This is a genomic window from Sediminivirga luteola (genome assembly GCF_014639315.1).
Lineage (GTDB): Bacteria > Actinomycetota > Actinomycetes > Actinomycetales > Brevibacteriaceae > Sediminivirga > Sediminivirga luteola.
In genome coordinates, this window is record NZ_BMFY01000008.1 from 40085 (window position 1) to 65575 (window position 25491).

Annotated in this window: 23 protein-coding genes; 13 read left to right on the forward strand and 10 right to left on the reverse strand. The window is 70.4% G+C overall.

The genetic code is table 11. The features are described 5' to 3' along the window. The first annotated feature begins 58 nt into the window (after positions 1–58). The 3 genes from IEW13_RS09950 to IEW13_RS09960 all read left to right on the forward strand — a co-directional run bounded on the left by IEW13_RS09950 (position 59) and on the right by IEW13_RS09960 (position 2625). Complete coding sequence (locus tag IEW13_RS09950) at positions 59–655, forward strand: DinB family protein (protein ID WP_229745068.1); 597 nt, start codon at positions 59–61, stop codon at positions 653–655. An 86-nt stretch (positions 656–741) separates the two neighbouring features. Next, on the forward strand, positions 742–1677 hold the full coding sequence (locus tag IEW13_RS09955) for a hypothetical protein (RefSeq protein ID WP_188550768.1): 936 nt from the start codon (positions 742–744) through the stop codon (positions 1675–1677). A gap of 144 nt (positions 1678–1821) precedes the next feature. Beyond that, positions 1822–2625, forward strand: coding sequence for a siderophore-interacting protein (locus tag IEW13_RS09960; protein ID WP_188550769.1), 804 nt, complete (start codon positions 1822–1824; stop codon positions 2623–2625). On the opposite strand, the gene IEW13_RS09965 is transcribed toward IEW13_RS09960, so the two are convergent. Then, complete coding sequence (locus IEW13_RS09965; RefSeq protein ID WP_188550770.1) at positions 2600–3565, reverse strand: peptidoglycan DD-metalloendopeptidase family protein; 966 nt, start codon at positions 3563–3565, stop codon at positions 2600–2602. The genes IEW13_RS09960 and IEW13_RS09965 overlap by 26 nt on opposite strands. Before the next feature lie 287 nt (positions 3566–3852). Here IEW13_RS09965 and putP point away from each other — a divergent pair, with 287 nt between their 5' ends. Beyond that, positions 3853–5346, forward strand: a complete 1494-nt coding sequence (putP, locus tag IEW13_RS09970) for a sodium/proline symporter PutP (RefSeq protein WP_268235188.1) — start codon at positions 3853–3855, stop codon at positions 5344–5346. Positions 5347–5348: 2 nt separating this feature from the next. Here putP and IEW13_RS09975 read toward each other — a convergent pair whose 3' ends face one another. Next, positions 5349–6746 carry a M20 family metallopeptidase gene (locus tag IEW13_RS09975; RefSeq protein ID WP_188550772.1) on the reverse strand — a complete coding sequence of 466 codons (1398 nt, stop codon included), beginning with the start codon at positions 6744–6746 and terminating at the stop codon, positions 5349–5351. Positions 6747–6799: 53 nt separating this feature from the next. After that, entirely contained in the window at positions 6800–7351 is a 552-nt protein-coding gene (locus tag IEW13_RS09980) for an AbgT family transporter (RefSeq protein ID WP_268235193.1), read from the reverse strand. Here IEW13_RS09980 and IEW13_RS09985 point away from each other — a divergent pair, their 5' ends adjacent. Then, complete coding sequence (locus tag IEW13_RS09985) at positions 7352–8005, forward strand: LysR substrate-binding domain-containing protein (protein ID WP_268235189.1); 654 nt, start codon at positions 7352–7354, stop codon at positions 8003–8005. It abuts the gene before it with no gap. 12 nt (positions 8006–8017) lie between these two features. On the opposite strand, the gene IEW13_RS09990 is transcribed toward IEW13_RS09985, so the two are convergent. Beyond that, the gene (locus IEW13_RS09990; RefSeq protein ID WP_188550775.1) at positions 8018–10405 is read right to left on the reverse strand and encodes a transketolase-like TK C-terminal-containing protein; all 2388 of its coding nucleotides are present in this window, start codon (positions 10403–10405) and stop codon (positions 8018–8020) included. A gap of 17 nt (positions 10406–10422) precedes the next feature. Beyond that, positions 10423–11427, reverse strand: a complete 1005-nt coding sequence (locus IEW13_RS09995) for a 1-aminocyclopropane-1-carboxylate deaminase (RefSeq protein ID WP_188550776.1) — start codon at positions 11425–11427, stop codon at positions 10423–10425. A gap of 106 nt (positions 11428–11533) precedes the next feature. Here IEW13_RS09995 and IEW13_RS10000 point away from each other — a divergent pair, with 106 nt between their 5' ends. Then, positions 11534–12172: a GntR family transcriptional regulator gene (locus IEW13_RS10000; RefSeq protein ID WP_188550777.1), complete on the forward strand. Its 639-nt coding sequence runs from the start codon at positions 11534–11536 to the stop codon at positions 12170–12172. 19 nt (positions 12173–12191) lie between these two features. On the opposite strand, the gene IEW13_RS10005 is transcribed toward IEW13_RS10000, so the two are convergent. Together IEW13_RS10005 and IEW13_RS10010 are read right to left on the reverse strand one after the other, a co-directional pair. Continuing rightward, on the reverse strand, positions 12192–12305 hold the full coding sequence (locus IEW13_RS10005) for a methionine/alanine import family NSS transporter small subunit (protein WP_188550778.1): 114 nt from the start codon (positions 12303–12305) through the stop codon (positions 12192–12194). Beyond that, positions 12302–13927, reverse strand: coding sequence for a sodium-dependent transporter (locus IEW13_RS10010; protein ID WP_188550779.1), 1626 nt, complete (start codon positions 13925–13927; stop codon positions 12302–12304). Before IEW13_RS10010 ends, IEW13_RS10005 begins: the two co-directional genes overlap by 4 nt. Before the next feature lie 246 nt (positions 13928–14173). Here IEW13_RS10010 and IEW13_RS10015 point away from each other — a divergent pair, with 246 nt between their 5' ends. From IEW13_RS10015 to IEW13_RS10025, 3 genes are all read left to right on the forward strand, one after another. Beyond that, on the forward strand, positions 14174–14527 hold the full coding sequence (locus tag IEW13_RS10015; RefSeq protein WP_229745069.1) for a GNAT family N-acetyltransferase: 354 nt from the start codon (positions 14174–14176) through the stop codon (positions 14525–14527). A gap of 96 nt (positions 14528–14623) precedes the next feature. After that, positions 14624–15283 carry a TetR/AcrR family transcriptional regulator gene (locus IEW13_RS10020; protein ID WP_188550781.1) on the forward strand — a complete coding sequence of 220 codons (660 nt, stop codon included), beginning with the start codon at positions 14624–14626 and terminating at the stop codon, positions 15281–15283. Continuing rightward, positions 15280–16923, forward strand: coding sequence for an MDR family MFS transporter (locus tag IEW13_RS10025; protein ID WP_188550782.1), 1644 nt, complete (start codon positions 15280–15282; stop codon positions 16921–16923). The genes IEW13_RS10020 and IEW13_RS10025 overlap by 4 nt, the downstream gene beginning before the upstream one ends. Positions 16924–16930: 7 nt before the next feature. On the opposite strand, the gene IEW13_RS10030 is transcribed toward IEW13_RS10025, so the two are convergent. Then, complete coding sequence (locus IEW13_RS10030) at positions 16931–18346, reverse strand: glyceraldehyde-3-phosphate dehydrogenase (RefSeq protein ID WP_188550892.1); 1416 nt, start codon at positions 18344–18346, stop codon at positions 16931–16933. Between the two features lie 227 nt (positions 18347–18573). Between IEW13_RS10030 and IEW13_RS10035 the strand changes: the two genes are divergently transcribed. Beyond that, positions 18574–19362: a type 2 periplasmic-binding domain-containing protein gene (locus IEW13_RS10035; protein WP_188550783.1), complete on the forward strand. Its 789-nt coding sequence runs from the start codon at positions 18574–18576 to the stop codon at positions 19360–19362. Between the two features lie 9 nt (positions 19363–19371). Here IEW13_RS10035 and IEW13_RS10040 read toward each other — a convergent pair whose 3' ends face one another. Next, on the reverse strand, positions 19372–20409 hold the full coding sequence (locus IEW13_RS10040; RefSeq protein ID WP_188550784.1) for a YhjD/YihY/BrkB family envelope integrity protein: 1038 nt from the start codon (positions 20407–20409) through the stop codon (positions 19372–19374). 101 nt (positions 20410–20510) lie between these two features. Here IEW13_RS10040 and IEW13_RS10045 point away from each other — a divergent pair, with 101 nt between their 5' ends. Beyond that, entirely contained in the window at positions 20511–21110 is a 600-nt protein-coding gene (locus IEW13_RS10045) for a DedA family protein (protein WP_229745071.1), read from the forward strand. A 24-nt stretch (positions 21111–21134) separates the two neighbouring features. Here IEW13_RS10045 and IEW13_RS10050 read toward each other — a convergent pair whose 3' ends face one another. Continuing rightward, positions 21135–22166 (reverse strand): glutathione S-transferase family protein, encoded by a 1032-nt coding sequence (locus IEW13_RS10050; RefSeq protein ID WP_188550786.1) that lies wholly within the window; start codon positions 22164–22166, stop codon positions 21135–21137. A gap of 62 nt (positions 22167–22228) precedes the next feature. Between IEW13_RS10050 and IEW13_RS10055 the strand changes: the two genes are divergently transcribed. Both IEW13_RS10055 and IEW13_RS10060 read left to right on the forward strand, forming a co-directional pair. After that, a complete protein-coding gene (locus tag IEW13_RS10055) occupies positions 22229–23830 on the forward strand; it encodes an ATP-binding cassette domain-containing protein (RefSeq protein ID WP_188550787.1) in 1602 nt (533 codons plus the stop codon). After that, entirely contained in the window at positions 23827–25473 is a 1647-nt protein-coding gene (locus IEW13_RS10060) for an amino acid ABC transporter ATP-binding/permease protein (protein ID WP_188550788.1), read from the forward strand. The genes IEW13_RS10055 and IEW13_RS10060 overlap by 4 nt, the downstream gene beginning before the upstream one ends. Positions 25474–25491: the final 18 nt, after the last annotated feature.

Genomic DNA, 25491 nt, shown 5'->3' on the forward strand with positions numbered 1-25491 from the left:
CAGCAGCACAAGAACTCCACGGAACGATCCTGTCCGCGGATGCCGCCATAGTGGACACATGACCACAGAGATGAACGCACAGACACCGCAAGCCCTGGACTGGGGCCACCTGCTCCGCGACCAGTTCGATTGGCATTGGACGCACCAGTTACGGCCGCGACTGGAAGGCCTGAGCGATGAGGAGTACTTCTGGGAGCCGGCGCCCGGCTCCTGGAGCGTCCGTCCCCGCGGCTCCGGCACCGCCCCGGTGCAGGGCGGCTCGGGTGCGATGACCATCGACTTCGCCTTTCCTCCGCCGGAGCCGGCGCCGGTGACCACCATCGCATGGCGCCTGGGTCATGTGATCGTCGGAGTCCTGGCGATGCGCAACGCCAGCCACTTCGGCCGTGCCGCCACCGACTATGAGTCCTTCGACTACGCTCCGACCGCTGCTGAGGCGCTCACCCAGCTTGACGCCGAGTACGCCGCCTGGCTGGCCGGCGTGAGGTCGCTGAGCGCGGAACGTCTGGCTGAACCGTGCGGCGAGCATGGATTCGAGCAGGATCCGATGGCGCGTCTGGTGCTCCACATCCACCGCGAACTCATCCACCACCTCGCGGAGGTCTGCCTGCTCCGCGACCTGTACCTGCACACGCACGGGCACCTGAAGGGCTGAACAGGCCGGCGCCGGCGACGTTGACGGACCGGATGCTATGAAACTGGAGCTACCGGCCCGCCGGCCGGGGCTGGGATCATCGGCTCGTGGCACAGAAGGACAATCCGGTGGGCGCCGGGCTCACGCTCGGCCTCGGTCTCGGTTTCTACAGCGCCCTCCCGCTGCTCTTCGGCTGGACAGTGGCATATTTCGTGGTGCTCGACTCCGCCGCGCCTTTCTGGCAGGTCTACCTGGGACTGGTGGGCGCAGTCGTCGCCCTCGGTATGCTGCTGGGCGCCTCCTCGGCGTTCCGCGCTGGCCGCTCGGCCCGGCGGCACGAGCGCGAACGGAAGGAGCAAGCTCGGCGCGACGAGCTCGCCCGCGCCTACGATGGTGCCAGCCGGGCCGCCGCCGACGCCATCGACACGATTGAGTCGCTGCAGGGTTGGCTCGCCACCGCGCGCGGACATGCCGCCGATGCCGGAGCCCACTTCCGCAACGGCGCCTACTCGCCGTTCTGGTCCGCCATCGAGGGGGCCTATGCCGCGCTGGGCGGATATCACCGCGCCATCCAGGCACTCCAGGCGCTGCCCGGGGCATACGCGGGTCATGCCGGCGAGTACCGCCGCGGGGGCGGGGAGACGCCGCTGCCGCCGTTTCCCTCGTCCGTCGACACCGCGGTCCTCGGTGCCGCGGCCGGTACGCTTCTGCGCCGGCTGGGAAGCCTGGTGTACGAGGCTCAGCGCGATCCGGTCTTTGCGCAGATCTGGGAGCAGCGCCGCACGACTGCCGCGGTGGTCGCGGGTTTCGCCAGCCTGGAACACGCCGTGGGGCGCATGGGCGGCGCCATCGCCGCGTCGGTGCACGACCTTGCGGGAACCCTGGAGCACGCGGAATCTGCGGTGAGCGCCGCCGTGGGCGAGGTCAATGCGAGCACCCGTGCCGTGGCCGCCACCGTGACCAGCGCATCCGCGGAGAGCCTGCGCCTCCAGCGGGTGCTCAACGAACGCATCGCCGCCGTCGAACGCCAGCTCACCGCCTGACGGAGCTGGACCGCTGCAATCCGATGTGGCTGGCCGCGGGCAGGCCCCTCGCCCGAGCCGGGGCCATTTAGGTAAGGCTAAGCAAGTGGTAGCCTCAATGTCTGGAGCCTGCCGAGGGCGCGGGCGCAGACGTCGAGGACGACCATGAGCAATGTCACCGTCACCCACGCCGAGTCGGGGTTGCTGCGGGTGCAGGTGCTTCGCCGGCAGCGGGTCACTCCGCATATGACCCGGGTGACCTTCGGGGGTGCGGACCTGGAACGTTTCGAGTTCCGGGGATTCGACCAGTGGTTCCGCCTGGCCCTGCCGATCCGCGATGACCTGGGCCTGGACCGCATGCCGGACCGGTTCGGCATGCGCGGCTACCTGCGGTACCTGACCGTGCCGAAGGGGATGCGGCCGGTCGTGCGCAACTACACCGTGCGGGACTTCCGCGCCGCCGGTCCGGAGCTCGATGTGGACTTCCTGGTTCACGGCAGCGACGGCATCGCCGGTCCCTGGGCTGAGCGCGCAGAACCTGGGGACGAAGCCGCGCTGATCGACCAGGGCTGCGGCTGGAAGCCCGTCCCCGCCGGGTGGCACCTGATTGCCGCGGACGAGAGCGGTCTGCCCGCCGCTGCGGGAATCCTGCGGGATCTGCCGCGCGAGGCGACGGGACACGCGCTGATCGAACTCTTCGATGAGCGGGACGCGCAGCCGGTGGAACCGCCCCCGGGCTTCACGGTGCACTGGCTCGTCCGGGAGCCGGGAGCAGCACCCGGGTCGGTGCTGCTCCCGGCTCTGGCGGCGCTCCGGTTCCCGCCGGGCGATCCCTATGCCTTCGCGGCGGGCGAATCGGCTCTTGCCACCGGGGTGCGGCGCCATCTGGTGCGCGACCGCGAAGTGGACAAGGGGCGGGTGACCTTCTGCGGCTACTGGAAGCTCAGCTCACCAGCGCGCGCCAGGTGACGGGGCCTGCTTGCCCATCCGCGGCCAGGCGGTTGGCGCGCTGCCAGTTCTTCAGCGCGGTGTCCATCACCGGGCCGAAGTTGCCGTCCACCAGCAATCCCGCGCTGCGCTTGTTCATGACGGTCTGCAGGGCACGCACATGATTGCCGTCGGCGTTGCTGCGGGTGAGCGTGTAGATCAGCTTGGGCCAGCTCTTCGGGCCGATCTGCCCGTCGGCGACCAGTCCCTGAGAGGACTGCCAGGACTTCACCGCAGAGGTGGTCTGCGGGCCCATATAACCGTCGATGGTGACGGACCGGCCCCGCTGCCGCAACAGGTACTGGATCGCCCGGGCCCGTTCGCCACGTGCCTCCGGATCGAGCGCCGGCCACTGACTGCCGCCGATCTGCGAGCCCCGGTTGGACAGGTACGTCCGCGGATTCGTGTCCGAGCCGATCGAGCCCGTCTGCACCTCGAAGTGCAGATGCGGCCCGGTCACATTGCCGGTGGCGCCCATATCGCCGATGCGCTGCCCGGCCTTGACGCTGGCGCCCTGCGAGACCCGGAACGCCGAGAGGTGCCCGTAGTAGGTGTAGACGTTGCTTCCATGGGAGACGACCAGGCCGTTGCCGGTCCGGCCCGTGATGACGTTCCAGCCGCGGCGCACCACGGTGCCCGCGGCGGCGGCGTAGATCGGCGTGCCGGTGGGATTGGCGATGTCCCAGCCGGCATGCGGGTACTGGCGGCCGGCGGTGTCGCCGTAACCGGAGGTGAGAGTGCCGATGGCCGGATTGCACCAGCGGCCGTTCTTCAGGGTGGCCGCGAGCGCCGGTGGCACGTCGAGGCCGCCGCCGATGAGGCCGGCCCCCAGGACGGAGGCCGCGCCGGCGGCGGTGATCAGGACGAGGCGGCGGCTCGGGCCGGAGGACAGGGGAGCGGGGGAGTCGGGCAGTTCGGACATGGGAACCTCCATGAGGGGATGGGGATGAGGGGACCTGCCGGTGGCCGTGATCGCCCAGGGAAGGCCGATCGGCACCGCCGGCCCGGCGCGGGGACGCCGTACTGCCCACGATAAAGGTGCGCGGTCGCGAATACGACCCTTGACTTCCTGCGGGGCTTCTGGCTGAGTTTCGGATCCGGCGGATGTGCTTCCGGCACAACCCCGCGTGCCGGCGTGAGGAGAGGTTTGCCGGCGGCATCCGGCTGTGGCAGGGTGTAGTGGCTCTGACCACGAATCGAGGACCCACTGTGAGCGACCAGTCGTATCAGCTGGCGGCCATTGCGATCTACTTCGCCGCCATGCTCGCCATCGGCTTCTACGCCTATCGCCGCACCGCCGGGCACGAGGACTACATGCTGGCGGGCCGGCGCCTTCCCTCCTGGGCGGCGGCGCTGAGCGCCGGCGCCTCGGACATGTCCGGCTGGCTCATGATGGGACTGCCCGGCGCGATCTACCTCGCCGGCCTCATCGAGGCGTGGATCGCCGTCGGCCTGACCATCGGCGCCTATCTGAACTGGCGTTTCGTGGCGCCGCGGCTACGGGCGTACAGCCAGGTCTCGCGCAACTCGATCACCGTCCCGAGCTTCCTGGGCAACCGCCTCAGGGACTCCTCCCGGGCGTTGCGCATCGTCTCCGGGGCGATCATCCTGATCTTCTTCACCTTCTACGTCTCCTCCGGCATGGTCGCCGGCGGCGTGTTCTTCGAGAGCACCTTCGGCACCGGGTACGTGACCGGCATGGTGGTCGTCGGCGCGGTCACGCTGCTCTACACCATGTTCGGCGGATTCCTGGGAGCATCCCTGACCGATGTGGTCCAGGGGCTGATGATGATGGTGGCCCTCATCGTGGTGCCGGTCATCGCCGTCATCGCGCTCGGCGGTCCGGCTGAGACGCTGGCAGCCATCGCAGAGGCCGGCCCCGGGCGCCTGTCCCTGACGGCCGGATCGGCGCTGACCGGTGCCACCGTGCTGAGCATCGTCTCCGCCGTGGCCTGGGGACTGGGCTACTTCGGCCAGCCGCACATCATCATCCGCTTCATGGCCCTGACCGACCCGGCGGCCGCCAGGCCCGCCCGGCGGATGGGGATCGGCTGGATGCTGATCTCCCTGACCGGCGCCGTGGCGGGTGGCCTCATCGGCCTGGCGTACGTCACGACGACCGGAGCCGAGCTGAGCGATCCCGAGACCGTCATGCTGGCCCTTTCGCAGCTGCTCCTGCACCCGCTCCTGGCCGGTTTCGTCCTGGCGGCGGTTCTCGCGGCGATCATGAGCACCGTGTCCAGCCAGCTCATCGTGTGCTCCTCGGCGCTCGTGGAGGACCTCTACGGCGCGCTGGCCGGCTCGCGGCCCCCGCAGCGGGTCCTGCTGCTGATGGGCCGCGGATGCGTCCTGGCCATCGCCGTGATCGCCGCGCTGCTGGCCATCGACCCCAGCGACACCATCCTGGGCCTGGTCTCCTTCGCCTGGGCCGGCTTCGGTGCCTCGTTCGGCCCGGTCATCCTGCTGGCCCTGTTCTGGCGCCGGCTGAGCACCTGGGGCGCGCTGGCGGGCATGGTCGCCGGAACCGTGACGGTGTTCGCCTGGGAGGCCTGGGGCACGGACCTGTACGAGATCATCCCGGGATTCGCCGCCGGGCTGCTGATCGCCGTCATCGTCAGCCTGCTGCTGCCGGCCCGCCGCGAGCAGCTGGACGAGATCGAGCAGGAGTTCACCGAGGCTGCGGGGCTGGCCCGGCGCGGCTGACGTCAGGACCGGCCGGCGGCCTGCGCGCCCTCCTCGCCCAGGTCCCAGAACAACCCCGCCATGAGCCCCATCGCTTCCCGGCTCAGGGAAGCCAGCTGGTGCTCGTTCGGGGCGTGCTGGGCGCATCCCGGGTAGGAGTGCGGAACCCAGACGGTCGGTAGGCCGAGACCGGCGGCGAAGGCGCGGTTGGGCAGGCTCCCGCCGAGATTCGGCAGGATCGCCACTTCCGCGCCGGTGGTGCGCCGCAGAGAGCTCTCGGTCAGCTTCACCCAGGCGTCCTCCGGGTCCAGGCGCGTGGCGGACATCCGCGCCAGCTCCGTCACCTGCACGCTGCCGAATCCGGCACGGTCCAGGTGCGCGCGGACGTGCTCGGCGATCCGCTCCTCGTCCGTGCCCACCACGAACCGCAGCTGCACGGTCGCGGCGGCGGTGCCGGGAATGGCGCCCACCGGCTGGTGCGGGTCCCCGGCCAGGAGGTCCAGCACTTCGAGGGTGTTCCAGGCGAGAACCCGTTCTTCCGGCGTGAGACCGGGTTCGCCCCAGTTCTCACTGAGCTCGGGATCGCCCGGTTCTCCGCCGACGGTGAGCCGGGCCACCGCGCGCCGCACGGACGCGGGGATGTCCTCCGGCTTCAGCTCGCCCACCAGGAGCCGGCCACGGCCGTTGACGAGGGCGGCGATGGCGTTGGCGAGGATCGTCGCGGGATTGGCCAGCAGCCCGCCCCAGTTGCCGGAGTGGTAGGAGCCCTCACGCAGCGGCACCTCGAGCCGCAGCATGCTCATGCCGCGAGAGCCCAGGAACATGGTGGGGGTTGGTGCGGAGATGCGCGGACCGTCGGAGGCGATCAGCACATCGGCGGCGAGTTCGTCCGCGTGCCGCTGGCAGGCTTCTGAGAGTCCCGGCGAACCGGATTCCTCCCCGGTTTCGAAGATCGCCTTGACCGTGTAGCCCAGCCGCCCCCCGCGCGCCGCGATCACCTGTTCGAGCGCCGCCAGGTTGATGCTGTGCTGTCCCTTGTTGTCGGCGGTGCCGCGGCCGTACCAGCGGTCGCCCTCGACCACGAGCTCCCAGGGGTCCAGGCCCCCGCGCCACTGGCCCTCCTGAGCCGGCTGCACATCAGCGTGACCGTAGGTCAGCACAGTGAACGGCGCGTCCTTCTCCTCCCGCACGGCCAGCAGGAACGGGTGGGCGGGGGAGGCGGGGTTGGGCTCGATCCGGGTGGCAAAGCCCATCCGCCGCAGTCGGGGAACGAGATATTCGTCCAGGTAGCGGCGTATCTCGGCGCTGTCCGCGGGTGCGGCGCTGACGGTGCGGTAACGCACCCCCTCGGTCACATCGGCCAGCAGCCGGCCGGAGTCGGCGTAGGCGTGGGCGGCGTCGATGGCGGCCTGTCGGGTCACGGTGAACCTCTCTGTTCGGATGGTGTTTCTACGCGGCTGGTGATGCGTGGCGGTCATTCCAGGTGGAAGCCGATGCCCGGTCCTAGGGGGATGTCCAGATAGTAGAACCCGAGGAACACGAGCGTCTGCGTCACGAACACGGCAATGGCATAGGGGAGGGTGTTCGAGATGAGATGCCCGAGCTTCTTGTCCTTGTCCCATTCGCGCATGAACCCCAGGATCACGATCATGTAAGGCATGAGCGGGGTGATCATCGACGTCGAGCCGTCGCCGATGCGGTATGCCATCTGGATAGCCGCGGGATGGAAGCCCACCTGCATGAGCATGGGCACGAAGATCGGCGCCAGGATGGCCCACAGTCCCGAACCGCTCGTGATCAACAGCGTCAGCAGCGCGGAGACCACGATCACGCCGAAGAGCACTCCGAAGCCCGTGGCGTCGATGGACAGCAGGAAGTCCGCGCCGTTGACGGAGATCCACAGCCCGATGTTGGTCCAGGAGAAGTAGGCGCTGAACTGCGCGATGAAGAAGATGACCACGAGGAAGAACTTCATGCTGCCGATCGCCTCGGCGAAGCGGTCCACGACGTCGCCGAAGTCCTCGATGTGGCGTGCTCCAGCGCGTTCTCCACCACCCTCATGGCCCGTGTCGCCGTGCGCCTGCGCACCCGGTACCCGGCTGTCCGGCTGCGATCGGTCACCGTCAGCAACGAAGAGGCCACCCGGCTGGTGGCCGAGGAACGGGTGGACCTGGCGGCGACCTTCTCGACCAGGCCAGCCGAGGGCGTCAGGATCGAGCACGCGGTCTACCTGCCCACGTACGCGATCGTGGCAGCCGGCCACCACCTGGCCGGGCGCGGCCAACTGGGCATCGCCGAGGCGCTCGACCATCCTTGCGCGCTGCTGCGGGGGCAGAGTTCGCAACGCGAGCTGCTGGTGCAGGCCGCACGCAATGCAGGGCGTGAGCTGGAACCGGTCCTCGAATGCGATCAGCACGAGGCGCTCATCGAGTTCGCCAGGCTCGGTGGCGGCGTCGCCTTCGGCTCGACCTTGACGGTGCCGGACGCGGCACGGCGCGGCCTGGCGCTGGCGGAGCTGACCGATCCCGAACTCCGCCAGCGCAGCGCGCAGCTTCAGACCTCACCGTGGCGGCAGCTGAGCCCGGCCCAGATGGACTTCCTGGAGATCATGAGCGACGAGCTGGCGGCGGTGGCGAGCGGGCCGGCCAGTGGTCCTTCCAGTGAGCCGGCCGCGTCCTGACTCCGCGATGCCTTACCGCCCCAGCTGGTCCAGTGCGGCAGCGGCGATCGAGCCGGCGTCCAGGTTGTGCAGCGCGTAGGCCTCCGAGAGCGAGGCCGACTGCCCGAACTCCCGCACGCCCAGCATGCGCATCCGGTCGCCCCGCACGCCGGACAGGAACGAGAGCGCGTGCGGGTGCCCGTCCAGCACGGTGACCAGCGGAACCGGGTGGGCGGCCGGGAAGAGCTGCTCCAGGATCGCCGGGGACCCCTGCGCGCCGGGGTCGTCCCGGGCCATCAGCGCGGCGAACAGCTTCGAGGCGCTCGTGACGCACACGATGCCGGCGCGCACGCCCTGTTCGGCCAGCGTCCGGGCGGCCGCGCAGACATTGGGCATGACGGCCCCCGTGCCCACCAGGAGCACCTCGTCCTCCGCGGCCCGGTGGGAGGAGAGCCGGTAGCCCCCGGCGATCACCTGCCGCCGCCGGCGCTCGCGCACGGCAGGGTCGCCGGGCAGATTCGCCAGCGACTGCTCCACCGGGCGGGTGGAGAGCCGGAAGTAGGCGGAGGTGCCGCCGGGGCGTCCCAGCTGTGACATGGCGTGCAGCAGGGTCCACTCCAGATCCTGGGCGAACGCCGGCTCCCAGCTGTCGATGCCCGGGGTGGAGACCCCGATGGACGGCGTGTTCACCGACTGATGAGCGCCTCCCTCCGGCGCCAGGGTCACCCCGGAGGGCGTCCCCACCAGGATCGACTGCCCGCCCGCGTAGATCCCGAACATCCAGGGCTCGAGCGCCCGGCCCACGAAGGGATCATAGATGGTGCCGATGGGGATGAGCGGCTCGCCCCAGCGCGACCAGGTCGCACCCAGCTCGCCGATCAGGCCGACCAGATTGACCTCCGCGATGCCCAGCTGCATGTGCTGCCCGCCGGGATCCTCCTGCCAGCGCAGCACCCGGTCGGCGTCGTCGGCGAACCAGTCGCGCCGGTCGCTGGCGGACCAGATCCCGGTCTTGTTGATCCAGCCGCCCAGGTTCGTGGAGGAGGCCACATCGGGGCTGACGGTGACGACCCGCCGGGCCACCTCCGGCTCGGCGCGCTTGAGATCCGAGAGCAGCCGACCGAGCGTGGCCTGGGTCGAGGTGACCTGCTTGTGCGGCCACTTCAGTTCCACCGGGACCGCCGGCGGCGTGGCGGATGGCAGCGGCGGGCGGCGCAGTCGTTCCGCGGTCCGCGCGCACAGCTCGGCCTCCTCGGAGCCCGCGGGGAACCGCTGCCACGGGTCCTCGAGGTCCGTGCCGGAGAGTGAGGCGAGCTCGTGCATCTGCTCCTCGGTCAGCTGTGCGGCGTGGTTGCTCGGATGCCCCTCCGTGGCGAGCCCCCGCCCCTTGATGGTGTACGCGAAGATCACGGTCGGCCGGCTGTCGTCGATCTGCGCGTAGGTGGCCAGCAGCTCCTGGATGTCGTGCCCGCCCAGGTCACGCACGGCCTCCGCCACCTCGACGTCGCCCAGACCCGCCACCAGCTCGGCCAGTGCCGGGCCGGGGGAGTCGCCGAGTAGCCGCGCGGGGACATCGCGAGGATGGGAGCGCAGCAGCCGCTGATACTCCTCGTTCGGCATCTCCTCCAGTCGGCGCCGGAGCGCGTCGCCGCCCGGCCTGGCGAAGAGCGCCTGCAGGCGACGGCCCCACTTGCAGGTGAGCACCTGCCAGTCGGCCGCCGCGAACATGCCCTGCAGCCGCGCGATCTGCACGTCCGGGATCACCCGGTCCAGGGACTGCCGGTTCAGGTCGACGATCCACACGGCCTCGCCGAGCTGCCGCACCTCCGGGTCGATGATCGCCTCCCACACGGCGCCCTCGTCCATCTCCGCGTCGCCCAGGAGACTGATGAACCGGCCCCCTGGCGGCAGGCCGAAGTGGTCGCGCAGGTAGCGCCGGGACAGCGCCGCCCACAGCGGAGCGGTCGCGCCGATGCCGACGGACCCGGTGGAGAAATCCACCGTATGCGGGTCCTTCGACCGGCTCGGATAGGCCTGCAGCCCGCCGCGGGCCCGCAGGGTGCCCAGCTGCCCCTCCTCCAGCTCCCCGAGCAGGTACGCGATGGCGTGCAGCACGGGAGAGGCGTGCGGCTTGACCGATACCCGGTCGTGCGGGCCGAGCTCGGCGAACCACAGCGCGGTCATGATGCCCACCATGGAGGCGGAGGAGGACTGGTGCCCGCCGACCTTCACGCCGTCGGGGTTCGCCCGGCCGCGGTTGGCGGCGTCGATGATGGCGGTGGAGAGCCACAGGACGCGCTGGGCGATGGCGTCCAGGGTGGAGCCGCGCAACGAGGACGCCGCCGTGAGCGGTCGTTCGTTGACGGTCGGCGCGGGGGTCTGCTGCGTGCTCGTCTCGAACTGACGTCCGTCGTCGCTCATCGTGTGCCGCCCCTCTTCTAGAAGATACCGGAGTAGGCGTTCAGGGCCGGCTGGCCGCCGAGGTGGGCGTAGAGCACGTTGGAGCCCTTGCCGATCTCGCCGTCGCGGACCAGGTCGATCAGGCCGGCCATCGACTTGCCCTCGTAGACGGGGTCGATGATCATGCCCTCCAGCTGCGCGGAGGTGCGGATCGCCTCGACGGTGGAGTCGACCGGGATGCCGTACAGGTCCCCGGCCCAGCCCTCCAGCACGGTGATCTCGTCCTCGCGCAGCTCCCGGCCCAGGCCGATCAGCTCCGCGGTGTGCCGCGCGATCCGCGCCACCTGGTCCCGGGTCTTCTCGATGGTGGCCGAGGCGTCGATGCCGATCACCCGGCGGGGGCGGTCCTGGCCGGCGAAACCAGCGATCATGCCCGCGTGGGTCGAGCCGGTGACGGTGCACACCACGATGGTGTCGAAGAAGACCCCGAGCTCGCGTTCCTGCTGCTGAACCTCATAGGCCCAGTTGGCGAAGCCCAGGCCGCCGAGCCGGTGCTCGGAGGCGCCGGCCGGGATCGGGTAGGGCACCCCGCCGGACTCCTCCACCTCGGCGATGGCCTGCTGCCAGCTGGATCGGATGCCGATGTCGAACCCGGCGGAGTCCAGCCGGACCTCGGCGCCCATGATCCGGGAGAGCAGGATGTTGCCGACCTTGTCGTTGACCGCGTCCGGCCAGTCCACCCACTTCTCCTGGACCAGGCGGGCTTTCAGGCCCAGCTTGGCGGCGACGGCCGCGACCTGCCGGGTGTGGTTCGACTGCACGCCGCCGATGCTCACCAGGGTGTCCGCGCCAGAGGCGAGGATGTCCGGGACGATGTACTCCAGCTTGCGGGTCTTGTTGCCGCCGAAGGCGAGCCCGGAATTGACGTCCTCCCGCTTGGCCCAGATCGTGGCCCCGCCCAGATGCGCGCTCAGGCGCTCCAGCCGGTGGACCGGGCTCGGGCCGAAGGTGAGCGGATAGCGATCGAAGTCGGACAGCGGCATGCGGGCCTCCCGGGCTCATGAGCGGCGGTCCGTCCGCCGCAGGGTTGCAATATATTGCATACCGCAACTGCCGCAATGTCAATGGGTGAGGGTTAGGATTCATGGCATGCCCGTTCCTGCGACCCGTTCCGTGCACCGTCGTTCCCTGCTGCGCGACGACGTCTACCGCAGCATCCGTGATGCCATCGTCCGCGGCGAGATCGAGCCCGGGGAGCGCCTGGTCGACGCGGACCTGCAGGCCTGGCTCGGTGTCTCCCGCACGCCGATCCGCGAGGCGCTGCTGCGCCTGGAGCGGACCGGGCTGGTGACGGCGATCCCAGGCCGGGCCACGATGGCCACCCCCTACGACCCGGCCGTCGTGGAGGAGAGCAGGGTGGTGGCGGCCGAGTTGCACGCACTGGCCACGCGATTGGCCGTCCCCCGGCTCGGCGAGGATGATCTGACCGCGCTGAGCCGGGCGAACGAGGGTCTGCGCGCGGGCATCGGCGCGGGCGACGCCGGACGCGCCGTGGCCGCCGACGACGATTTCCACGCGGTCTTCGTTGACCGCAGCGGCAATGCCGTGCTGGCGGCGCAGCTGGAACAGGCGATGCCCTTGCTGCGGCGGGCGGAGTACCTGCACTTCGACTCGGCGGAGGCCAGCGCCTCCGCCGAACTGCACGAGCGGATCATCGCCGCCGCCGGGAACGGCGAGGCGGACCTGTGCGCCGATCTGGTGCGGCGCAACTGGATGGTGCTTGCCTGAGGACTCGGCGCCTAGGCGCTCAGCTGTCGTCCTGCGATTCGGGATGCCGGCGCAGGCGCAGCACGCTGTAGGCCAGCCCGCCCCAGAAGATCACGATGGACAGGATCATCGTCACGATCGCCAGCGGGGTCATCGGCGGTCTCCTTCCTCGTCGGCCGGGCGCGTGTGCCCGTTCTGAGCGGCCCGTTCGCTGGCCAGTTCCGCAGCCAGTTCGCGGGCGTCGTCCGGGGTGAAGTCATCGGCGCCGGGCCGCCGGTAGCGCTGGTAGCTCAGGGCGAAGGCCAGCACGGCGATGAGCGCGAGCATGCCCCAGCCGGCCACGCCCAGGAACCATGCCGGGTACTCGTCGTAGCCGTTGACGGCGTAATCCCATGCTCCGCGGGCCAGGATCACCAGCAGCACGGCCGGCGTGATCCAGGTGACGAACAGCCGCCAGAGCCGGCCGACGGTGAACGAGGACACGGCCGAGAGGTGGGCGCTCAGCTCGGGCGCCTTGCGGCCGACCAAGCACACCAGCACGAGCATCAGCACGGCGGAGGCCACCACTCCGACATTGTTGATGAACGCGTCGACCACGTCGAGCGCGTTGAGGCCGTTGGTGGTGGCGTACAGCAGGATCGAGGGGATGCCGGCGGCCAGCCCGACCAGGATCCCGGCGGGGGCCGGCTTCAGGCCGGTCTTGTCCTGGATGGCGCCGGTGACGACCTGCATCAGGGACAGCAGGGAGGTGAAGCCGGCGAACACCAGCGAGAGGAAGAACAGGACGCCGATGACGTTGCCGCCGGGCATCTCGGCCAGCAGGGTCGGGAAGGTGACGAAGGCCAGGAGCACGCCGGACAGGCCCTCGAGCTCGCCGACGGTGCTGCCGGCGGTGAACGCCAGGAAGCCGAGCGTGGCGAAGACGCCGATGCCGGCCAGGATCTCGAAGGAGCAGTTGGCGAAGGCCACCACCAGACCGGAGCCGGCCAGATCGGACTTGCGCTTCAGATACGAGGAGTAGGTCAGCATGATGCCGAACGCCACCGAGAAGGAGAAGAAGATGTGCCCGTAGGCGGCGATCCAGACGCCGGGCTGGGCCAGCGCGGCCCAGTCGGGAGTGAAGAACGCGTTGAGGCCGTCGACCGCGCCGTCCAAGGTGAGGGAGTAGATCACGATGATGACGAAGAGCACGACGAGCGCCGGCAGGGTCACCCGGTTGGCTACCTCCAGGCCACGTCGCAGGCCAAGGGCCAGCACGACGGTGGCGACGACCCACACCACGAGCAGCGCCAGCAGCACACCGGGGGAGAAGGACAGGGTGAAGCCCGGGTCGCCGGCGCGCAGGAAGTCCGCGGTGAAGAAGCCTGCGGCGTCGTCGCCCCAGGCGAGGTTGCCGGAGAAGAAGACGTAGGCGCCGGCCCAGGCGACCACCACCGCGTAGTAGGTGATGATCACGTAGCAGACCAGTACCTGCCACCAGCCCAGGGGCTCGAGTTTCTTGTTCAGGCGCCGGAACGCCAGCGGGGGCGCTGCGCGGTAGCGGTGGCCGATGGCGTAGTCGAGGAACAGCACGGGGATGCCGGCGGTCAGGAAGGCCGCCAGGTACGGGATGAGGAAGGCGCCGCCGCCGTTGTCGTAGGCGACTCCCGGGAAGCGCCAGATATTGCCCAGTCCGATCGCGGAGCTGATCGCCGCGACGATGAAGATCGTCCGTCCGCCCCAGCGTTCGCGCTGTGCCGCAGCCGGGGCTGCGCTGCCCGCCGTCCCTGACGTCATGGTGCCTCCCTGCGCCGGTCTTCGAGTCCGCATCTCGTCGCTGCCTGGTCGTCCGCGCACGGCGCGGCTGCGAGTTCGCGATGCGATTTTTTTATCCACATGAGGTTACACCGCCGTAGCATGCCGGTAACACCCCCGACATACGCCCAGGCCAGATGCCACCATAGCCCTACGCGCATGTGCTGGCCTAGGCTGGTGGCAATCGCCCGCGCGGATGCGGGCGGACACGACTTTCAGGAGGTCGAAGTGAGCGAGTCGCCTCGCGGGCCCGGTGCGGCGCCCCAGACCCCGGACATCCCGGTCGAGATCGTCGACAACCTGGGCCGTGGCCGGTACGAGCTGTGGCGGGTGGACTCCGACGGCGGCCGGACCTTCATCGGTTTCGTCGGCTATCGCCTTCAGGAGACCGGGGTGGTGGAGCTGCAGCACACCGTGATCTCCGAGCGCTTCTCCCGGCAGGGGTTCGCGCGGCTGCTGGTGACTAACCTGCTCGACCGCCTGCGCGAGCGCGGCGAGCGCATCGTGCCGACCTGCACCTACGTCCAGAGCTATCTGGAACGGTTCCCGCACTACCAGGATCTGGTCGCCCAGGGGGAGTGAGGCCGCCTGCACGAGCGAGGTCCCGTGCCGGCATGTGAGCAAGGACACCACCGGCCGGCTTGAGGAAAAGTTGCACACCGTGCAAAATTGCACAGTGTGAATACTCTTACGACTCCTGCTGCCCAGGAGGGCGACTCGCTGCGTGAGCGCAAGCAGCGCGCCACCCGCATCGCCATCCATGTGGCCGCCGTGGACCGCGTCCTGGCCGACGGCCTGGAACAGGCCACGGTGGCGGCCATCGCCAAGGACGCGAACATCTCCCAGCGGACCTTCTTCAACTACTTCGCCTCGAAGGAGGACGCGATCGTCGGCGCCTACGACGACACCCTCCAGGCCGGCGAGATCCAGGCGTTCCTGACGGCCGGCGCCGATGGCGACCACCTCCTGGAGGACATCGCCACGCTGATCAACGGCGTCTACCTGCTCTCCTTCAACCAGAGCGAGGTCGCCATGCGCCGCCGCGAAGTGCTCCGGCGGTACCCCGCGCTGCTCGGCCGCCAGATGGATCGCATCCGCCAGATCGAGGAACTCGTGACCGAAGTCGTCGTGGAGCGGCTGGAACGCCGCGACCTGGGCTTCGAGGACCACGAGGACCTGCGGGACTACGCCGAGATGCTGGTGCAGATCGGCTCGGCGCCGTTCCGGCACGCCGCCCGCCATATGCTCCGCCATCCGGACCGTGACTTCGACCCGGAAGCAGAATGTGCCCGCTCGACCGCGCTCATGCTGCGCGTGCACCGGGAGGTGATCGGATGAGACGCAATGAGAACGCCGAAGCCCTCCGCACCGGAGGCGGCCAGGACCCCGCGTCGCGTGCCGTGAGCACGCCGGCCGCGGAGGCACCCCCGGCGAAGGTGCTGCCGCTGTTCGTGGGGCTGATGATGGCCCTGCTGATGTTCTCCCTGAACCAGACCATCCTGGCCACCGCCCTGCCCACCGTGGCCGGCGAGCTGCACGGAGTGGGCAGCATGCTCTGGGTCTCGACCGCGTTCATGCTGGCGGCGACCATCATGATGCCGGTGTACGGCAAGCTCGGCGACATGATCGGCCGCAAGCCGCTGTTCATCTTCGCCATCAGCGCGTTCATGTGCGGTTCCCTGGTGGGCGTCCTGGCTCAGGACATGAACACCCTCATCATCGGCCGGGTGGTGCAGGGCATCGGGGGAGGCGGTTTGCTGATCCTCTCCCAGGCGCTGATCGCCGATGTGGTGCCCGCCAGGGAGCGCGGCAAGTACATGGGCGTGCTCGGCTCGGTGTTCGCCGTCTCCTCGGTGGCCGGGCCCTTGCTGGGTGGCTGGTTCACGGAGGGGCCGGGCTGGCGCTGGACGTTCTGGATGAACTTCCCGCTGGGAGCCATGGCCCTCATCGCGGCGATCTTCTTCCTCAAGGTGCCACGCACCGCGCGGCGCGAGAAGATGCGCTTCGACATCGGCGGCGCCATGTGCACCAGCCTCATGACGGTGCTGATCACTCTGATCGGCGTCTGGGGCGGCAACCGGTTCCCCTGGCTGTCCTGGCAGATCGCCGCGATGGCCGCCGGCCTGGTGCTGGTGATCGCCCTGCTGGTGGTCGTGGAGCGCCGCGCCAGCGAGCCCATCCTGCCGCCGCGCCTGTTCCGGGACCGGACCTTCCTGCTGGCCACCGCGGCCGGCCTGTGCATCGGCATCCTGATGTTCGGCGTCGTCGGCTATCTGCCGACCTACCTGCAGATGGCCATGGAGCTCTCCGCCACCGCCGCGGGCCTGCACATGGTGCCGCTGATGGGCGGCATGCTCGTGGTCTCCTCGGCCGTGGGCTTCCTGGTCTCGCGGACGGGACGGTACAAGGCGTTCCCGCTCGTCGGTGTCATCCTGATCACCGCCGCCGCGGTGCTGCTGTCCACCGTGGACGAGCACAGCAGCGATCTGGTGGTCGGTGCGTACCTGGGCGTGATGGGCATCGGACTGGGCATGTCCATGCAGCTGCTGGTACTCGTGGTGCAGAACGCGTTCCCCAGCAGCATGGTCGGCACCGCGACGGCCTCGAACAACTATTTCCGGCAGGTGGGCGCCACGCTCGGCATGGGCCTGGTCGGGAGCATCTTCACCACCCGGCTGCTGAACCGGCTGGGGGACGCGGTACCGGGCGGCGACGTCGCCGGTTCCAGCGTGCAGGCGCTCACGCCCGGGATGATCGCCCAGCTCCCGGCGAACGTCCGGGACGCGGTGATGGCGGCGTACACGGAAGCGCTCATGCCGCTCTACCTCTACCTGGCCCCGCTGGGCGTGCTCGGGGTGGCGCTGCTGGTCTTCCTGCCGCACAAGCCCCTGGCGACAAAGATCGACCGGCAGCGTTCGGTCATGGACACCGGCTCGCTGCAGCAGGTGGAAGCGGCGCCTCAGCCGGCTAAGCGCTGAGGCGCGCTCAGACCCTGGGGAACTTCGGCGCGTGCACGCCCGCCATCTGCTCCACCACGCGCACCACCTGGCAGCTGTAGCCGAACTCGTTGTCGTACCAGACGTAGACCACGGCGCGGTCGTCGTTGACGATGGTGGCCAGGCCGTCGACGACCCCGGCGCGCTTGGACCCGATGAAGTCCGTGGAGACCACCTCCGGGGAGGCGATGTAGTCGATCTGGTTCCGCAGCGGCGAATCCATCGACGTCTGCCGCAGGAAGCCGTTCAGCTCGTCCTTGGAGGTGGCGGTGTCCAGGTTCAAGTTCAGGATCGCCATCGACACGTCCGGCGTGGGCACCCTGATGGCGTTGCCGGAGAGCTTCCCGGACAGCTCCGGCAGGGCCTTGGCGACGGCCTTGGCGGCACCGGTCTCGGTGAGCACCATGTTCAGGCCCGCGGCGCGGCCCCGGCGTGAGCCCTTGTGGAAGTTGTCGATGAGGTTCTGGTCGTTGGTGTAGGAGTGCACCGTCTCGACGTGCCCGTTGCGCACGCCGAACCGGTCATTGAGCACCTTCAGCACCGGGGTGATGGCGTTCGTGGTGCAGGAAGCGGCTGAGACGATGGTGTCCTCGCCGATCTGCTCGTGGTTGATGCCGTACACGATGTTCGGGATATCGCCCTTGCCCGGCGCGGTGAGCAGCACCCGGGAGACGCCACGGCTGAGCAGATGCTGTCCCAGGCCCTCGCGGTCCCGCCAGCGTCCGGTGTTGTCGACGACGATCGCGTCGTTGATGCCGTAGGTGGTGTAGTCCACCTCAGCCGGACTGGAGGAGTAGATGAACTGGATCCGCACGCCGTTGGCGGTGATCGTGCCGGCCTCCTCATCCACCGTGATGGTGCCGTCGAACTTCCCGTGCACCGAGTCCCGGCGCAGCAGGGAGGCGCGCTTGATCAGGTCGTTCTCGCTGCCTTTGCGCACCACCACCGCGCGCAGCCGCAGCCGGGAGCCGCCGCCGGCGTGGTCGATCAGGATCCGGGCCACCAGACGCCCGATGCGGCCGAAGCCGTACAGCACCACGTCCTGCGGGGCATCCTCCTGCACGCCGCCCTGACCCGCGATCTGGGCCAGCTCCTCGGCGAGGAAGGCTTCGAGGCTCATGCCCGAGGCCTCATGGGCGTCGGAGAGCCGGCCGAGGTCGATGCTCGCGGTGCCGGGATTGAGCGCCGCGACGGCCTCAGCGAGCTCCAGGCTGCGGGCGGGTTCGAGACCGCGGCCCTCGCGGAAATGACGAGCGTAGCGGTGCGCCTTGAGGATGCCGCGGACGGACTTGTTCAGCAGGCTGCGCCCGTAGACGGTGAACAGGACGTGGTTCTGGCGGTGCAGTCGTCCCACCACGGGAACCAGGGCTTCTGCGACGGCCTCGCGGGAGTTCCATTCCTCCATGCTGGTCGTGACATCGCTCACTAGGGGCGCTCGCTTTCCACTTCATCGTAGGGCTGGTGTCCGTGGCGATTCTATCCCGAGCGGTGGACGGTCCCGTGCGCTGGCTGCCCGCGGCGCTGCACGCCTACGATATGAATCCGCGGTATACCTGGCGAGAAGGGCAGCGTGAGCTGTGCCTGGACTGCCCGGCACGTCAGGCGACGTCGGTCCGAGGTGAGGAGTGAGGGATGGAGGCGCTGCGCATCGGGTTCGTGCCCGGGGTGCGACCGGACAAATGGTGGCAGCGCTGGCGCACCGCGCATCCGGGCACGTCGCTGGAACCGGTCGCCCTGGAGGACGCCGGGGCGCGGCACTGGACGCGGCCGGGGAGCGAAGACGGACAGGACGGCCCCCTCCTGGACGGCGTGCTGTGCCGGCCGAGCCTGCTGCCGGAGGACGAGGCGTGGCAGCGGGTGCCGCTGTACACCGAGGCCGCGGTGGCGGTCGCTGCGCAGGATCACGCCCTTGCCGCGTTGGAGGGCAGCGAGGCCGGCCTCGAGGACCTGGCGGAATTCGAGGACCTCGACGAGGTCCTGGACCGCTCGGACCCGGGATCCGGGCCGCTGAGCGTCCCGCAACGTTTCGAGCTGCTCGCCGCCGGGACGGGCTACGATCTGGTGCCGGCCTCCGTGGCCCGGCAGTTCGGTCGCAAGGACCTCGCGATCGTCCCGCTCGCCGAGTCCGCCTGCACCGCGGAGCTGGCGGCGCGTCTGGGCCTTCAGGTGGCGTTCGTCTTCCGCCGCGCCGACGACGGGCCCCTGCTGCAGGACCTCATCGGCGTGCTCAAGGGCCGCCGACCCGGCAGCACGCGGAACGCGCACGACACGCCGCCAGAGACCGGTACGGGCAGGGCGGATGGAACCGCGCGGGCCACTTCCCGCCCCGTCGGCGCCCACGGGGCGCGCGGTGGTCATGGCCGGAAACCGCGCCCGCCACGCCGCGGTCCACGGTCCTCAGGCAGCCGCCGCCGACGCTGAGACAGGGGCTCAGAGGTCTCCCTTGCGCTCCTCCCAGCGGCGCACGCCCAGCAGGGTCCCGCCGATGATCCCCGCCGTGACGACGAGGGTGACGACGGCGTCGCGGGTCTCGTTCGCGCGCGGCGCGCCGTTGTCCTCCTCCAGCTCCGCCCTCGGCACCGGGTCGAGCACGGACCGCCGCTCGTAGGTGCCCAGCCAAGCCGCGACGAACAGGGTCAACCGGGCGAACAGGTTCATCGCCAGCATGATCGCGATCACCGGCCCGAACAGGGCGGCCGTCGGAGAGCCGGAGAACGCGTCGATCAGCAGCGTGGCCACGTGCAGCAGGATCGCCGCCGGAACCGCTCCCAGCAGCGAGCCGCGGACCTTGGCGGTCCCCGGGATCGGCTCGGCTGGCAACAGCGTGAACAACCACATGAAGATCAGCCACAGCGCCCCCACCGCCGCCAGCAGCGGGATGATGACCATCAGCGGCGTCACCCAGGACGGCAGCTGCAGGACTTCCACAGCCCAGCTCTGCATCGAGGTGCCAAGGACGCTGAGCGCCACGGCCACCAGGACGCCGATGAGAACGCCCAGCAGCGTGACCACATTGGTGACCACGCGCACCGGGAAACTCTGCTTCTGCCGGTCGGCGACATCGTCGCGCACCATGGTGCGCACCGCGTCCTTGAGGTTCCCGATCCATCCCTGGGCGGTGTAGAGCGCGGAGATGACGGCGACGATGCCGACCGCGCGCCAATTGGCCAGGTAGTTGTCCAGCAGCCCGTGCACCTGCTCGTTGCCGCCGGTGGCGTTCTCGATCCATCCGCGCACGGTGCCCAGCAGCTCGGGTCGCAGCACGTCCAGGGTGAAGCCGAGGCCGGCGAAGGCGAACATGATGGTGGGGATGATGGCCAGGACCGAGAAGTAGGTGATGGCCGCCCCGAACTGGTTGCCCAGCCGTTCCCCGAAGCGGCTCGCGGCCCGCAGCGCGTGCGCGACGGCGGGGCGTCGTTTCAGTCTCTGCAGCCTGTTCACCCGGTGTGTGGCGGTGAGCAGATTCATGCCGTGCTCCTGTCGTCAGCCGACCGGTCTGTGCATTCTCACATCCCTCTCGCCCCCTTCGCATCGAGAGCGGAGGTCTTGAGAGCCATACTATGGTGCGCATGCAGATCGCGGAGTGGGCGGTAGCCGTCATGGAGCGCCTGGGCAGCATCGGCGCCGGTCTCCTGGTCCTGATCGAGAACCTGTTCCCGCCCATTCCCAGCGAGGTGGTCCTGCCGCTGGCCGGGTTCGCCGCCAGCCGCGGTGACATCGACCTCCTCGCGGCGATCCTGTGCACCACCGCCGGCTCCGTCATCGGCGCGGCGATCCTCTACTGGCTCGGGCGGGGCATCGGCCTGGAGCGGGTGCGGGCCATCGCGGTGCGGCTCCCGCTGGTGGAGGGCACCGACATCGACCGCACGGTGGACTGGTTCCACCGGCACGGCCGCAAGGCGGTGTTCTTCGGCCGGATGGTCCCGCTGTTCCGCAGCTTCATCTCCATCCCGGCCGGCGTGGACCGGATGCCGATGCTCCCCTTCGTCCTCTTGACCGCCGCCGGAAGCGGCATCTGGAACACCGTGTTCATCGGTGCCGGCTACTGGCTGGGGGAGAGCTGGCACGTGGTCGAGCGCTACGCCGGCGTCTTCCAGTGGATCGTGATCGTGGCGGTCGCGGCGGCGCTGGCCTGGTGGATCGTGAACCGGGTGCGCCGGCGAGCCTGAGCTCGCCGGCCACGCACTCGCAGCTCAGCCGATCCGGTGCTCCGCCGGGACTTCCTCGCCCGGCCGGACGGGACCCGGAGGCGTTCCCTCGCCGAACGGCGCGCCGCCGAGGGACTCTCGCCCGTGGGGGCTCAGCCAGCCCGAGAGATCCGGGCCCAGCGGCACCACCTGGGTGGGATTGATGTCCGTCTGCACGATGTAGTAGTGCTGCTTGATCTGCACGAAATCGGTCGTATCGCCGAAACCGGGAGTCTGGTACAGATCCCTGGCGTAAGCCCACAGATGCGGGAAGTCACGCAGCTGCTGACGGTTGGTCTTGAAATGCGAGTAGTAGACCGCATCGAAGCGGGCCAGCGTCGTGAACAGCCGGACATCGGCCTCGGTGATGCTCGCGCCCATCAGATAGCGCCGGTCCGCGAGCCGTTCCTCCAGCCAGTCCAGCGCCGTGAACAGGCGGTGATAGGCCTTCTCGTAGGCGTCTTGCGAGCCGGCGAACCCGCAGCGGTACACCCCGTTGTTCACCTCGGTGTAGATCCGCTGCATGACGTCCTCCATCTCCTCCCGGAGATCCTGCGGCCACAGATCCGGCGCCCCGGGCCGGTGGTATCGCCGCCACTCGGAGGAGAGGTCGTGGGTGATCTGCGGGAAGTCGTTCGTCACGACCTTCCCGGAGGGGACGTCGACGATCGCCGGGACGGTGATGCCGCGCTCGTAGCCGGGGAACCGGGCGAAGTAGGCGTCCTGCAGCCGGGGGATGCCCAGCACCGGGTCCACGCCGCCGGGGTCGAGGTCGAAGGTCCAGGAGCGCGCATCGTGGGTCGGTCCGGCCAGGCCCAGGGAGATGACCTCCTCCAGGCCCAGCAGCCGCCGGACGATGATGCTCCGGTGCGCCCAGGGGCAGGCCCGGGCGGCGACGAGCCGGTAGCGTCCGGGCTCGACCGGCCATTCGGCTTGCGGGTCGTCCAGGATCCTGTCCTCGATGTACCGGGTGTCCCGGGCGAACTCGCCCTTGCCCTTCACATAGCTGCCACGGGTGCTGTGATCGTCATCGGCCATGGCTCGAGCCTATCGGTGCCGCGGCGGCCTCCGCCAGGGCCGGCGGCCTATGCTTAGGAACCGTGCCCCTCCAGTTCCTCTTCTCCGTGCTGTCCTCGCTGGGTCTTGCCGGCGCGATCATCGCCGCGGCCCGGATGGCGGACCTGGGGAGCCGGGACGGAGTGCATCTGGCGGTGGTGCTCGGCTGCACTGCGGTGAGCGTCGCCGCGACGGCGCTGCTGCCCGGGCGGATCGCCGCAGCTACCGGCACTCGCCGCGCCGGCCTGCGCCGGGCGGCCCTGGGCCGCGTGCTGCGGGCCCAGGATCTCCCCGATGCGGGCCGCGCCGTCGCGGTGCTCGGCGATGACGTGGACCGGGCCGCCGTCTACCGCGGGACCTTCCTGGGGCCGATGCTCGGCAGCCTGACTGCGCCGCTGCTGGTGCTGCTGGCCATCGGGGTGTGGATCGACCCGGTGTCCGCGGCGGTGCTGGCCCTGGCCGCCGCCGTCATCCCGTTCGCGATCCGCGGCTTCCTGGCGCTCACCAAGAAGAGCTCCGGCGCCTACCGGCGGTCCTCGGCGCAGCTAGCGGCGCTGCTGCTCGACGCGCTCCGCGGCCTGGCCACGCTGAGCTACCTGGGTGCGGAACGCGCTTTCGGGCGGAGCCTGGCCCGCCGGGCGGAGGCGCTGCGGCGCAGCGTGCTGCGGGTGCTCGCGGTCAGCCAGTCGATCATCCTGGTGATCGATCTCGTCTTCGTTCTGTTCTTCACGCTGGGAGCGGCGGCCCTGGCGCTGTGGCGGCTGGAGGACGGCCATATCGGCCCGGCGCAGGCGGCGGCGCTCGTGCTGCTCTCGCTCGTGCTCAGCGAACCCATCGACCGGGTCGGTCAGTTCTTCTACCAGGGCGCCTCCGGGCGGGCGGCGGAGGCACGCGTGCGGGAACTGGAGTCGCTCCGGCCGCCGTACCCGGATGCACCGGGCGTCTCGGTGGCAGACGATCCGGTCGATCCCGGCGGTACGGCCGGCCTTGGCGGCGGACTGCGCGCCGAGAACGTCACCGTCTCCGGTCCGGACGGCACCCTCGTCCTGAACGACCTCGACCTGAACGTCCCGGCCGGGAGCACTGTCGGCGTCGTGGGGGAGTCGGGCGCGGGCAAGACGACCCTGCTGCGGCTGCTCGCCGGCCTGCGCGCCCCCGACTCCGGCCGGATCGTCGTCGCCGGCGCCCAGGCCGCCTCCGCCCCCGATGCCGTGCGCGCCGCCGTGGCCGCGGTCTCCCAGGAGGCCGGGGTGATCGACGCCAGCATCGCTGCGAACCTGCGCCTGGCCGCGCCCGGCGCCTCGGACGCCGAGCTGTGGGCGGTGCTGGAACAGGCCCAGCTGGCGGATGAGGTACGGGCCATGCCCGCGGGCCTGGAGACCCGCACCGGTGAGGCCGGTCGGCTGCTCTCCGGGGGACAGCGTTCCCGCCTGGCGATCGCCCGGGCGCTGCTGCGCGACGCCCCCGTGCTGCTGCTGGACGAACCCACCGCCCATCTGGATCCGCAGGCCGAGGCCCGGGTCACCGCGGCGATCCGCACCGCCGTGGCCGGGCGCACGGCCGTCATCGTCAGCCACCGGCCGGCCGCGCTGGCCGGCGTCACCGATGTCTACGAGCTGCGTGAGGGGAGGCTGGTGCGCCGATGACCGTCCTGCTCCGGCTGGCCCGCCGGCTGCCGCTGTGGCCCGTGCTCGGATCCTGCCTGTCCGGCGTGCTCCGTCACGCGCTGGGAGTGTTGATCGTCGGCCTGGCCATGCACGCCGTGCTCTCCGCCGCTGCCGGTTCCGGCGGGGGCGCGCTGCCGGTGCTGGGCGTGCTCCTGGGCCTGTCCGTGCTGCGGGGCGCGGCCCGCTACCTGGAGCAGTACCTGGGGCATCAGGTGGCGTTCTCCGCGCTGGCGCGGCTGCGGCTGGACTACTACGAGAGCCTGATTCCGCAGGCCCCCGCCGTCGTGGCGGCCCAGCGCAGCGGCGACCAGCTCGAAGCCGCCACCCGGGACATCGACCGGATCGAGACCTTCTACGCCCACACCCTCGCCCCCGTCGTCTCGGCGGTGGCGGTGCTGGCCGGCACGGCCACAGCGGTGCTGCTGCTCGGCTCCGGCCCGGCGGCGCTGCTGGTGGCGCTCCTGCTCGGTGCTCAGCTGCTGCTGGTCCCGGCGATCGGAGCCCGGCTGCTGCTCGCCGCAGCCGGGAAACAGGGGGCGGTGCGAGCCCGGGCCAGCGCCCTGGTCGCCGATGCGGTCGCCGCCCGCGACGACATCGTCCTGGCCGGCGCCCCGGACCGGATCCAGGCACAGGTCGCGGCGCTGGACGAGGAGGTCGCCGCCGTCGAGCGGCGCGGCGCCCGGATCCAGGCGCTGCGACGCGGCCTCACCCGCGCGTTGCTGCTGACCGGCGTCCTGCTGCCGGTCGTGTGGCCGGGCGGGTTGAGCCTGGACCAGCAGACAGGCCTGCTGGTCGCCGGCCTGTTCTTCGCCGCGCACCTGCCGGTGGCGGCGGTGGACGGCAGTCTCACGGCGCTGGCCGCGGCGCAGGCGGCGGCCGCGCGGTACCTGGAACGGTGCGATGCCCCGCCGGCCGTCCCTGCGCTGCTGGCTCCCCAACCGGCCCCGCAGCCGGTGAGGGGCAGCACCCCCAGGCTCCCGGAGGGTCCTCTGGACGTGGCGCTCGAAGGCGTGCGGTTCGGCTACCCCGGACAACCCGGCGCGCGGCCGGTCCTGGACGGCCTCAGCTTCTGGCTCCCGGCCGGCGCCCGGGCCGCACTGACCGGCGGCACCGGAAGCGGCAAGAGCACGGTCGCGGCATTGCTGACCCGCACCTACGATCCCGAGGCCGGGCAGGTACGCATCGGCGGCGCCGATCTGCGCGGCATCCCGCCCGAGCAGGTACGAGCCCAGGTCGTCCTGGTGGAGCAGAATCCCCATATCTTCGCCGCGAGCCTGCTGGACAACGCCCGGCTGGGCAGCGACGCCGGCGAGGAGGAGGTCGCCGAGACCCTGCGCGCCCTCGGCCTGGACGCGCTCGTCGACCGCGGACTCGGCACTCGCATCGGAGGTCAGCGCCAGCCCGTCTCCGGCGGGCAGGCGCAGCGGATCGGGCTGGCCCGCGCCCTGCTGAAGCGGCCGCCGGTCCTGATCCTCGACGAGGCCACCAGCCAGCTGGACGCGGCCACGCAGGACCGGGTCATGGACGTGATCGAGTCACGCCTGCCGGAGACCACCATCGTGCACATCCTGCACCGCACCGAGCTGCTTCAGCGCTGCACCCACCACATCGCGCTGGAGTGAAGCGGCACTGAACTGAAG

Bases quoted from the DNA above. Each gene is read 5' to 3' on its own strand.
- IEW13_RS10005 (WP_188550778.1), bottom strand. From the start codon at position 12,305: ATGACCCCGCTGGCGATCGTGACGATGATCCTGTCCATCGTGATCTTC.
- IEW13_RS10010 (WP_188550779.1), bottom strand. From the start codon at position 13,927: ATGACGTCAGGGACGGCGGGCAGCGCAGCCCCGGCTGCGGCACAGCGC.
- IEW13_RS09995 (WP_188550776.1), bottom strand. From the start codon at position 11,427: ATGCCGCTGTCCGACTTCGATCGCTATCCGCTCACCTTCGGCCCGAGC.
- IEW13_RS10035 (WP_188550783.1), top strand. From the start codon at position 18,574: ATGGAGGCGCTGCGCATCGGGTTCGTGCCCGGGGTGCGACCGGACAAA.
- IEW13_RS09960 (WP_188550769.1), top strand. From the start codon at position 1,822: ATGAGCAATGTCACCGTCACCCACGCCGAGTCGGGGTTGCTGCGGGTG.
- IEW13_RS09990 (WP_188550775.1), bottom strand. From the start codon at position 10,405: ATGAGCGACGACGGACGTCAGTTCGAGACGAGCACGCAGCAGACCCCC.
- IEW13_RS10025 (WP_188550782.1), top strand. From the start codon at position 15,280: ATGAGACGCAATGAGAACGCCGAAGCCCTCCGCACCGGAGGCGGCCAG.
- IEW13_RS10060 (WP_188550788.1), top strand. From the start codon at position 23,827: ATGACCGTCCTGCTCCGGCTGGCCCGCCGGCTGCCGCTGTGGCCCGTG.
- IEW13_RS10030 (WP_188550892.1), bottom strand. From the start codon at position 18,346: ATGGAGGAATGGAACTCCCGCGAGGCCGTCGCAGAAGCCCTGGTTCCC.
- IEW13_RS09950 (WP_229745068.1), top strand. From the start codon at position 59: ATGACCACAGAGATGAACGCACAGACACCGCAAGCCCTGGACTGGGGC.
- IEW13_RS09965 (WP_188550770.1), bottom strand. From the start codon at position 3,565: ATGTCCGAACTGCCCGACTCCCCCGCTCCCCTGTCCTCCGGCCCGAGC.
- IEW13_RS10000 (WP_188550777.1), top strand. From the start codon at position 11,534: ATGCCCGTTCCTGCGACCCGTTCCGTGCACCGTCGTTCCCTGCTGCGC.
- IEW13_RS10040 (WP_188550784.1), bottom strand. From the start codon at position 20,409: ATGAATCTGCTCACCGCCACACACCGGGTGAACAGGCTGCAGAGACTG.
- IEW13_RS10045 (WP_229745071.1), top strand. From the start codon at position 20,511: ATGCAGATCGCGGAGTGGGCGGTAGCCGTCATGGAGCGCCTGGGCAGC.
- IEW13_RS10050 (WP_188550786.1), bottom strand. From the start codon at position 22,166: ATGGCCGATGACGATCACAGCACCCGTGGCAGCTATGTGAAGGGCAAG.